This is a genomic window from Gilliamella intestini, from assembly GCF_900094935.1.
Taxonomy (GTDB): Bacteria; Pseudomonadota; Gammaproteobacteria; order Enterobacterales; family Orbaceae; genus Gilliamella; species Gilliamella intestini.
Genome location: NZ_FMBA01000067.1, coordinates 1 through 8,217, shown reverse-complemented (window position 1 = coordinate 8,217; position 8,217 = coordinate 1). Strand labels below are relative to the sequence as shown.

Sequence of the window (8,217 nt, the reverse complement as noted above, 5' to 3'; positions counted from 1 at the left end):
GTGAGCGATTCCATAAGACGATGAAAACAGAATGTTATGATATTTTATTTCGACGTAAGATTTACACACAATTGAGTGAAATACAAAACGATATTGAGCAATGGCTTGAGTTTTACAATCGAGAAAGAGCACACTCTGGAAAATATTGTTATGGAAAGACACCATGGCAAACATGGAATGATGCAAAGGGGTTGGTTAAGGAAAAGCAATTGGAGAATTTATTTTGCTCATCGGACACGCATTTTGTTAAAATGAAAGCCGATGAGTAATATGTGTCTGTCAGATTAAGTTTGAGCTACTACACATGACAGGTATAGATGATGATCACTGTAACAACCTGAAATTTCAACCATTTCTATTTTTTCTAACGTTTCATTTAAATTAAATCTATCAAATGCAAATGCTCCAATTGACAATATAATTGCCGTCGGTTTTGTATCTAATGTTTCAATATCAATAATAATAGTGTTAATTGTCATAGTTAGGCCTTTATTTTATTTGTTTTTTATATTCATATTCATATTCATATTCATATTCAGTCATAAACTGATTAAATCCATTTTTACTATTAATCATATTTATAACTTGTTGCTCGCTAAGTTCTACAGTATTTGGTGTTGCTAACCAAAATTGGGTTAACCTGTGTAACGGGTTGGCTGTTTCCCATAAATTCACTTGAAACTCTGCCAGATAATCAGATAGTTCAGATGTAAAATACTCATTAGCTGTTATAAATGTGTCTGTTTTTAAATATTCGCGTTTTAGTTGATCTCGACAAATAACACCCGCCATTATTTGCCATTTATAACGCACTTCGTTTAACATCCTTGCTTCAAATGATTTAGGTTTGATTTCAGAACCTTTGTAATAAACAAACACATCAATAGCAGTGATATCTAAGATCATGTAATCCTTGGCCACAATTCTAGATATTTGTTGATATTTTAGTGTTGGGTTATATTTTTTGTTTCGCTTCTTTTTCATAATTACGTTCTAGCATTTATTAACTGCAGTTATAAATTACTATCGATATAAGATAATAAGTTTTTGGTTAGGCTTCTTAGCTTGATATAACTATCAGGAACTACATGTTCAGTTGCTTTATTCATAATGTCATTTTTATTTTTTATGCTATGTATTTCCTGGTTCAAAGATGCATTTAAATTAGCTAACTCATCATTTCGAACTTGATACCATTCTAGGCTATCCTTTTGCTTCTTAACCTCAGATTGAAGGTCTTTTATTGTGTTATGATTTCTTGCTAACTCATTTTTTTGTTTTGATATTTCCGTTTTTAGTGAAGATATTTCTTCTTGCATACCGTCACTTTTTTTTATTTCTTTTTTCAATAGTTCATTAATTTTAGTTTTTTCATTATCTAATTCGTTGTAATTGTTGCATGATGCATTATATTTTTTAGTTAATTCAGATAGTTTCTTATTTAATAAAATAATCTTTTCATCTGTTTGAGATTGTTTTACAACTGCACTTTGGTCTTTGGAGTTAATATCAATGCTGACAACGATAAAACCGTTTTCAATTCCATTTGCTTCAATGTCAAAACTGGTAATAATCGCTTCAACTGAGTTACCAGGATCGTTTCTATCCTTGATAATTAATATGTCCCCAATCATGGGATCACGTGCAGTAGTTAGAACTAAAAACTTTTGTTGCCCAGATGAGATTTCAATAAAATTAGAACTATTAACCTTTACGCCATATTCTGCCATTTTTACATCTCCTGTTTGATCAACTCATAAAATCGACGCATGAAGCGGTTATAAGCAACACCGCTTGGTACTGGCTCTATTTTTCTCTCAAGCAATGGAATGTCTTTTAACATTGGCCACTCTTTGCCATCATTAGCTATATCACGATGTTCAGTTGCTAATAAAATAAGGTCAGCTTGTTTAACTTCAGGAGAAATAGTTAATGGCAAATTAAATTTTTGCCTGATAACTTGATCAACCTTGTCTTCAACCAGGCGGTAATCAGGTAATAATTTTTTTAGTGGTGACGGGATGTCTTTGCAGTACGCTTCAACAGCATCATGTAACAATGCTTCTAATTTAAATTTATCGGCAACAACGTAACTACATTCAACAGAATGTTGAGCTACAGAATAAAATCTATCAAGCTGCCCAGTGTAACGGCATTCATGAGATAATCCTTTTGCGATATCTTCAATACAGATTGAATCGACGATAGGGTTTTGGTAATCAAAATGTAACCCTGAATGGGTTGTAATCCAAGTCATATTAATACTCCACATTTAATTAATAACGTCTGCACTCGTTATTTGTAATTTAAAAAATTATTCTTTTTTAGAATCCTTATTATTAAATTCATCGCATATAATATTTGCGGCTCTTATGATTGTGTTCATCTGCTCATATGTGATAAAACAACCATTGTTTTGTTCATCTATTTCTTTCATAATTGAACAAACTAAGCGTATTTGGTCTACTCTAACCTGTTTATTAGTTGGCATAATCACGCTCATTCTTGCTCCAGTTGTTCATAGCTCTTTGTAAAAAGAGATTTATTAGACTCTATTTCGTTTATCTTTTTATGTAATTTTTTTGTTTTTTCTGACAGAAGATCTATTCCATATTTATATGCATTACATGCATTTGTAAACAAACGATCAGATTGAGATTTGTTATAAGTCTGAACATACAACCCCTCGGCATAACCTAACTTTATTTGTGCTTTTGTGATTTTTGATATAGTTGCTTTTTGTAAAAAAATGTCATCAGCATAAAAAACATCACTCACAACATAGATAACATCCCCAACTTTTAGCTTTTTCCATTCTTCATCTGTAATCATAATTGCTCCTCAATTGCTTTTAACTCAAGCACTGCATCATTTGAATGCACAGACTCTTTTATCTCACCCCAGTAAATATCAACGAAATCATGATTGTCGTTTTGCAAATAAAAATCCAAGCATTGTTCAGCATAGCTTTTTGCTTCTTCTTCTGTGTTGTGATATTCAAAACCATCACCGTGATGGTCATACGTAAAATATTTCATAATTACTCCTTAATACCTATTCCGATCTCTACAAGATCGGGAAAATAAGAATCGGCCAGCTCTTGTTCGTAAGCTTTTTTATCTTCCGCAGCTTCATATTCAGCTTTATCAACTTCTATTTCTACTTCATTGTATGAAGGACCAATTCGCGCGCTCACTACAAACGTTATTTTTTCTGACATAATCACTCCTCCGGTAGTGGTAGCTCATCTGCGTAAATCCAGTGAGTTATTTCATCGTTATCATGCCTAGACCATTTACCAACATAATCATCTAACCACTCGTCGAATTCTGCGTGTTCGTCGTACCAGTCATATACTGTTGCTTCACACAATTCTTCACGCCCATTTAAAAAACGAATACGTACGATACACAGTTTTTGAGCAATGCCGTTTTCTTTTTCTGGCACTTCATCTGGAAATTTGCGCCAATTTAATTTAGTCATCATTTACTCCTAAATATTGATTTAATCCGTATAACTGTATTAATTCATGCGTGTAAACCCACGCTAAAACATGACAGCCATTAACATATCCCCATTTATCGATTCTTCTGTAATAACATGAGTTTTGAGCGCTGATTATAATTTTTCCGTCCTGCGAAAATGACCTAGTAATTACAACGCAATCAGTAAGGTTTTCTGGCAACTCTTTGCTAGCATCACGCCAATTTAATTTAGGCATTAGCAATCTCCAGTTTTGATTTTATTTCTTCGTATGGCTCTTGAACAAAAAGGGTTTTGTCATTAAGTATTTCAATAACTGTTTCAATACTATCGGTTTCTTGAATATAAATAATGCATTCTATGTTAACTAACATCTTACCGTCTTGGTCTGTTACCTCAATAAACTTAGCCAATTATAAACTCCTCTTAGCAGTTAACTATTGTTGTATTAAGTAATTGCCACTCTGTCGCCAACGGCGTGACTACCGTCTGGAAATGGGTTTAGGCTTGTATATTTCAAATTAGTGGGCTAACTGCTAAGGAACAGATCACTGCTAACACTAATTATCAACGCATATACCAGACGCCACCTGTGTTATTGCACCGCTTTAGTAAAATCTTTGATTAAATTAGCTAGTTCATTAGCAACTAAAAAGAAATCAGCTTCTATTCGTTTTGCTTTATCATCTAGTGAGATATCGCTATTTTCATCTAACATTTCAGATGAATAGCTAATTTTGGAAAAAACGAGCTCAGTATTTACTGTAAAAACTGTTTGTTGTTTATATGAGAACGATAGCGATTTAATTTCACGCCCGCCATTTAGATAACTTTTGACTTCTTCTGCAGTGAGGTTTTCGTCAATAAGCTTTATTTTTCCATTCCCTTCTAATGGGTCGGCTAACATTGCATCATTGAGTACAAAAAAGTTAGGTGGAGTGCTGTCATTACATACCCATTCTTTTAACGTGAATGATATATTATTTTCAACAGAAAGTGGTTTGAGTGCTAATGCGCCTAATTCTTTTCTTATCAAGGCAAGAACGTCCTCGGCTTTTTTAAAGCTGGCTGTTTCTACCGCTATAAATTTATCTTTATCATTAATCCAAACATAGACGTATTGATCTTTTGTGAAAGCAATAGGTAATAAGTCAACAATAACATCATCTTTTGCACGAAGTCTTTCACTCTTAGTAACGCTACGACCCAGTTTTTGTTCGAGTTGTTCAATTCGTTCAGATGTTTTTTTCTTGATAACAGATGATGGTGACAGCTTGCTTTCAATGCGTAACTTTAATAACGAGTGCCCTTGGACCTGTAATTTTAATACGTCATCGTCATCAATTGGCGAAACAAAACCTTTTTTAATTGAGTCCGTTGGTCCGCATGGTGTGAACGCCATGTTTTTTAACATGTCGTTGTCTAAACGTTCTATGCTACTGTTTTTATCAAATTGATAAATAATTAGGTTTTTGAAAAACATATTTAATACTCCACATTTTTATTTTATCTTTCTGCACTAAGATGTTTAATTAATCGCAATGGTTCGGGTAAACAAAGTCGTCTATCATGTCACAGTCAAATACAAGTTTGGATTGTCCGTAATAAAGAGCAATAATTAAGTTTTGATATTTTGTGTTTGTGGGTTGAATTAATTTCCCAATACATTCGCCATCAATTTTTGCTGAATAAACTTCATAAGCGTAACATTCAGCTAGCTCAAATTTATCTTTTACTTTTTCGTCTAAACGGCGACAAGCGAGATTGTTGTCCAATTCGTACTCACTTCCATCCATGTATGATGAATAACTCTCATTTTTAGGTATCTTATCAAAATAGATATGCATATAATAACAACTGCTTTCATTAGTTCTGACGTCTGGTCGATCCCATCCCTTCTCCATGGCTTCTTCTGCATATTCTTCAACAAAAGCCTCCAGTAAATCAGAAAGATAAATATATTCAGGAATAGGGTATTCATTAATAATGTTATTAAGCATTTTTGTCGCTTTATCCACAAAATTTTGCTCAACATTCGATGAAAGCCATTGTTGTTGAAGCGAGTTGACAATTAATTGGTTATATTTAGGTAGAGAAATAACATCTTGAATATTAGCAGGTAATGCTTCTTTGAACGCTTCTTTTACAGCTAGCCCAAAATCGCTATACCGGCCAAATGCAGATTCAATTGTATTTTTAAATAATTCTTCAAGTGCTTCATCAATTATTGAGGCAGGTTTATCACTATTGTTAAAACGGTCAACACCTTCTAGTAACAAGTCTTTTAATGTTTTATCTGTCATTTTCATTCTCCACAAATGTTGTAAATAATTTTGTTCGTGAGCCCTCTGCACAGGACTCACATGTTTGTTATTAATAAAAACGCTCTGGTCTGCACTCCAAGAGCGTACGATTTACTCCACTAATCATTCTGTAATCAGGAATTGCATTAACTAAGTGTGCCTATCTTTATACTTGTTAGGCTCAAGTGTCCTTTTTGTCACCACAACAGATAAAAAAGGAAACAATATGAAAAAACATCGGCTGATGATGTAGCTGATTTTATTTTAGAGCTATCGTCACGTTTAGAGAGTGATCTTGGGGTTGATTATCTGGATAAGAATTAACTGTACTAATAGCCTTGCAAACTTGTAAGGCTAATTTTTCAAGGCTAGCGTAACAACTAGCATCTGCTTTAGAGACGCTTTCTAAAATTGCGTTTTTTATTTTTTCTTTATCTGTTCCAGATAAAAGATTATTTTGAGCCAACATACAAACCTCCAAAATGATTAAACACTTAGTTAATGCTGTTCCTGATTTTTAAAGAGCTAAATAGCTTAATATATTACGTTCATATAAAATGCAGGCTCAGTATCAATTAGCTCAATTGGGTTAAATATACGAAATGGTGGCTGATTATTTACCACTCACAGCCATCGTGGTAAGATTGGAATCGCCAAACACCAACCTTAAGGAGTTAATTATGAATGCCCCTAAGCCTGATGCACATAAGCCAATTAATGAAAGGCCTGTGCCACCACCAAAACCGCAACGGAAAAGTTAAAAGGTGAATAAAATGGAAACAATAAGACACGACATTATTTATGATATTAATTACTCATATACTTTAGAGAAAATGCAATCCACATTGTGTGGTAGGGTAGATCGTTTCTTATCATTTCTAATCTTATTCTTTGGCGCCGCTGTTTTTGCGGATTTTCGAGGTACTATTTTTTATGGTGGACTGATAGCATGTGTTGCTGCATTTAACTCAGTTTACCAATTTGGTAAAAATTCAGCAGTAGCACAATCCAGAGCTTATCAATATTTGGCATTAATTCGAGATGTTGACTCTCTTGAAAATGACCAATTAGCATCAAAACTAAAATTAATGGAAAAAGATGATAGCCATGTTTTTTCTGTTCTACGTAACGCTGCACAACAAAGAGCAGCTATTTGTCTAGGTCTTAGAGATAATCCTCCAATAAAGCTAACTAAATTTGAAAAAATCATATCTTGGTTAGCTGGTGATTTACCTAATCAATCTGAATATTTAAAAAATAATACGGGACTTTATCCAGAAAGCGAATCTGATAATTGATATTGAGCCTGATTTTTAAAGAGCTTCAACTTTTGTTAAGTTAAGTTGATTTGTTTTGATGCGTTCAAGTATAGTTTATTTATACTTAATGTAAACTATTTTTATATAAAGGTATAAAAAAAATATACTGATTGTTTTTTTTTTAATCTGATATATGATTTAACATTGCAGGAGAGAGAATTTTAGATATAAAAAAGCCCTGATAGGGCTTTACAAAAATAAATTAAAAGAAATTTTTATTTTCTTTTGAAGTTTTCATCGTTTTTTGTGTATTCATATGCATCGATGATTAACCCCGATATTCTTAATACATTTTCTGGTTTATCAATAATAATTTGCTCGCCTGCACCAATTTCTAATCCAGCTCTCTTAACCTCGTCTTTTACTTTGTCGGTTAGCTCAATTGGCAATTGAATTGATGGGCGTTGTTTATTATCGTAATATCGAACTATCCATCTATTGGATTTATTTTGATAAAGCACGTTAAAATATGATTCGGTGTCTTTATATGTTAATTCATTATCATCTATAATTGAATTAACATGTTCAAATAAAACTCTTTCAGAGTAAGTAGTAATAATTTTATTATTATCAGGATCTATAATATCGGCTTTTTCATCAATTATTGCTTTTTCTTCATTATCATTTGATAAGTCATCGGATATTTCTTTTTTTCCTGTTAAGCCAACAACAACCATGTTACTTACAGCTCTTTCAATTGCATTTTTTACAATTGGTGTAATACTATCAAGAAATTTTTGATTTAGTTGTCTTGATATGTTTGATTTGTTTGCTACATATTTAACAAAATCAATCGGAGCTTCTCTCAAGGTTGAAGTTATTTGCAATAGTCTTTACTTAATCTGACATTTAAGTTATTTTATAACACAAAAAGGAGAGTCAGAAATGAATCAAACCGCCAAAATCATTAAACCTAAATTAGGACTACTAGAATTAGCTAAGCAACTCGGTAACGTTCAACAAGCTTGCAAAGTCATGGGATACAGTCGAGATAGTTATTATCGCTTTAAAAAACTGTATGAGCAAGGGGGTGAGCTTGCGCTTCAAGAAATCAGTCGTAAAAAGCCTATCGAAAAAAATCGGGTAGAGCCACATATAGAACAAGCCGTTGT

General features: G+C 32.9%; 17 protein-coding genes. 3 read left to right on the top strand and 14 right to left on the bottom strand.

Translation table 11 applies throughout. The features are described from left to right. A partial coding sequence (locus tag GA0061080_RS11435; protein WP_141683157.1) for an integrase core domain-containing protein occupies window positions 1-269 on the top strand: 269 nt, incomplete at its 5' end. Between the two features lie 15 nt (window positions 270-284). On the opposite strand, the gene GA0061080_RS11430 is transcribed toward GA0061080_RS11435, so the two are convergent. The 13 genes from GA0061080_RS11430 to GA0061080_RS11365 form a co-directional block, all read right to left on the bottom strand. Then, complete coding sequence (locus GA0061080_RS11430) at window positions 285-479, bottom strand: hypothetical protein (protein ID WP_091125792.1); 195 nt, start codon at window positions 477-479, stop codon at window positions 285-287. 10 nt (window positions 480-489) lie between these two features. Continuing rightward, window positions 490-984: a hypothetical protein gene (locus GA0061080_RS11425; RefSeq protein WP_141683156.1), complete on the bottom strand. Its 495-nt coding sequence runs from the start codon at window positions 982-984 to the stop codon at window positions 490-492. A 29-nt stretch (window positions 985-1,013) separates the two neighbouring features. After that, window positions 1,014-1,730 (bottom strand): coiled-coil domain-containing protein, encoded by a 717-nt coding sequence (locus GA0061080_RS11420; protein WP_091125784.1) that lies wholly within the window; start codon window positions 1,728-1,730, stop codon window positions 1,014-1,016. A gap of 2 nt (window positions 1,731-1,732) precedes the next feature. Beyond that, the gene (locus GA0061080_RS11415; protein ID WP_091125780.1) at window positions 1,733-2,257 is read right to left on the bottom strand and encodes a hypothetical protein; all 525 of its coding nucleotides are present in this window, start codon (window positions 2,255-2,257) and stop codon (window positions 1,733-1,735) included. Window positions 2,258-2,314: 57 nt separating this feature from the next. Next, window positions 2,315-2,503, bottom strand: a complete 189-nt coding sequence (locus GA0061080_RS11410) for a hypothetical protein (RefSeq protein ID WP_091125776.1) — start codon at window positions 2,501-2,503, stop codon at window positions 2,315-2,317. Continuing rightward, window positions 2,500-2,832 (bottom strand): hypothetical protein, encoded by a 333-nt coding sequence (locus GA0061080_RS11405; protein ID WP_091125773.1) that lies wholly within the window; start codon window positions 2,830-2,832, stop codon window positions 2,500-2,502. Before GA0061080_RS11405 ends, GA0061080_RS11410 begins: the two co-directional genes overlap by 4 nt. Then, window positions 2,829-3,038: a hypothetical protein gene (locus tag GA0061080_RS11400; protein WP_091125769.1), complete on the bottom strand. Its 210-nt coding sequence runs from the start codon at window positions 3,036-3,038 to the stop codon at window positions 2,829-2,831. The genes GA0061080_RS11405 and GA0061080_RS11400 overlap by 4 nt, the downstream gene beginning before the upstream one ends. A gap of 2 nt (window positions 3,039-3,040) precedes the next feature. Beyond that, window positions 3,041-3,220, bottom strand: a complete 180-nt coding sequence (locus GA0061080_RS11395) for a hypothetical protein (RefSeq protein ID WP_091125765.1) — start codon at window positions 3,218-3,220, stop codon at window positions 3,041-3,043. 2 nt (window positions 3,221-3,222) lie between these two features. After that, a complete protein-coding gene (locus GA0061080_RS11390; protein ID WP_141683155.1) occupies window positions 3,223-3,486 on the bottom strand; it encodes a hypothetical protein in 264 nt (87 codons plus the stop codon). A 227-nt stretch (window positions 3,487-3,713) separates the two neighbouring features. Continuing rightward, window positions 3,714-3,896, bottom strand: a complete 183-nt coding sequence (locus tag GA0061080_RS11380) for a flagellar FlbD family protein (RefSeq protein WP_091125755.1) — start codon at window positions 3,894-3,896, stop codon at window positions 3,714-3,716. 182 nt (window positions 3,897-4,078) lie between these two features. Then, on the bottom strand, window positions 4,079-4,966 hold the full coding sequence (locus GA0061080_RS11375) for a recombination-associated protein RdgC (RefSeq protein ID WP_091125751.1): 888 nt from the start codon (window positions 4,964-4,966) through the stop codon (window positions 4,079-4,081). A gap of 49 nt (window positions 4,967-5,015) precedes the next feature. After that, complete coding sequence (locus tag GA0061080_RS11370) at window positions 5,016-5,786, bottom strand: hypothetical protein (protein ID WP_091125748.1); 771 nt, start codon at window positions 5,784-5,786, stop codon at window positions 5,016-5,018. 259 nt (window positions 5,787-6,045) lie between these two features. Next, entirely contained in the window at window positions 6,046-6,255 is a 210-nt protein-coding gene (locus GA0061080_RS11365; RefSeq protein ID WP_091125745.1) for a hypothetical protein, read from the bottom strand. A 304-nt stretch (window positions 6,256-6,559) separates the two neighbouring features. On the opposite strand from GA0061080_RS11365, the gene GA0061080_RS11360 reads away from it, so the two are divergent. Next, window positions 6,560-7,084, top strand: coding sequence for a hypothetical protein (locus tag GA0061080_RS11360; protein WP_091125741.1), 525 nt, complete (start codon window positions 6,560-6,562; stop codon window positions 7,082-7,084). A gap of 236 nt (window positions 7,085-7,320) precedes the next feature. Here the strand turns inward: GA0061080_RS11360 and GA0061080_RS11355 are convergent, their stop codons facing one another. After that, window positions 7,321-7,932 carry a hypothetical protein gene (locus GA0061080_RS11355; protein WP_091125737.1) on the bottom strand — a complete coding sequence of 204 codons (612 nt, stop codon included), beginning with the start codon at window positions 7,930-7,932 and terminating at the stop codon, window positions 7,321-7,323. A gap of 58 nt (window positions 7,933-7,990) precedes the next feature. On the opposite strand from GA0061080_RS11355, the gene GA0061080_RS11350 reads away from it, so the two are divergent. Beyond that, window positions 7,991-8,217, top strand: a 227-nt coding sequence (locus tag GA0061080_RS11350; RefSeq protein ID WP_141683146.1) for a helix-turn-helix domain-containing protein, incomplete at its 3' end; no start/stop codon positions are given.

Coding starts and splice junctions, on each gene's coding strand:
- GA0061080_RS11430 (WP_091125792.1), bottom strand. CDS start 479: ATGACAATTAACACTATTATTATTGATATTGAAACATTAGATACAAAA.
- GA0061080_RS11425 (WP_141683156.1), bottom strand. CDS start 984: ATGAAAAAGAAGCGAAACAAAAAATATAACCCAACACTAAAATATCAA.
- GA0061080_RS11420 (WP_091125784.1), bottom strand. CDS start 1,730: ATGGCAGAATATGGCGTAAAGGTTAATAGTTCTAATTTTATTGAAATC.
- GA0061080_RS11415 (WP_091125780.1), bottom strand. CDS start 2,257: ATGACTTGGATTACAACCCATTCAGGGTTACATTTTGATTACCAAAAC.
- GA0061080_RS11410 (WP_091125776.1), bottom strand. CDS start 2,503: ATGAGCGTGATTATGCCAACTAATAAACAGGTTAGAGTAGACCAAATA.
- GA0061080_RS11405 (WP_091125773.1), bottom strand. CDS start 2,832: ATGATTACAGATGAAGAATGGAAAAAGCTAAAAGTTGGGGATGTTATC.
- GA0061080_RS11400 (WP_091125769.1), bottom strand. CDS start 3,038: ATGAAATATTTTACGTATGACCATCACGGTGATGGTTTTGAATATCAC.
- GA0061080_RS11395 (WP_091125765.1), bottom strand. CDS start 3,220: ATGTCAGAAAAAATAACGTTTGTAGTGAGCGCGCGAATTGGTCCTTCA.
- GA0061080_RS11390 (WP_141683155.1), bottom strand. CDS start 3,486: ATGATGACTAAATTAAATTGGCGCAAATTTCCAGATGAAGTGCCAGAA.
- GA0061080_RS11375 (WP_091125751.1), bottom strand. CDS start 4,966: ATGTTTTTCAAAAACCTAATTATTTATCAATTTGATAAAAACAGTAGC.
- GA0061080_RS11370 (WP_091125748.1), bottom strand. CDS start 5,786: ATGACAGATAAAACATTAAAAGACTTGTTACTAGAAGGTGTTGACCGT.
- GA0061080_RS11365 (WP_091125745.1), bottom strand. CDS start 6,255: ATGTTGGCTCAAAATAATCTTTTATCTGGAACAGATAAAGAAAAAATA.
- GA0061080_RS11360 (WP_091125741.1), top strand. CDS start 6,560: ATGGAAACAATAAGACACGACATTATTTATGATATTAATTACTCATAT.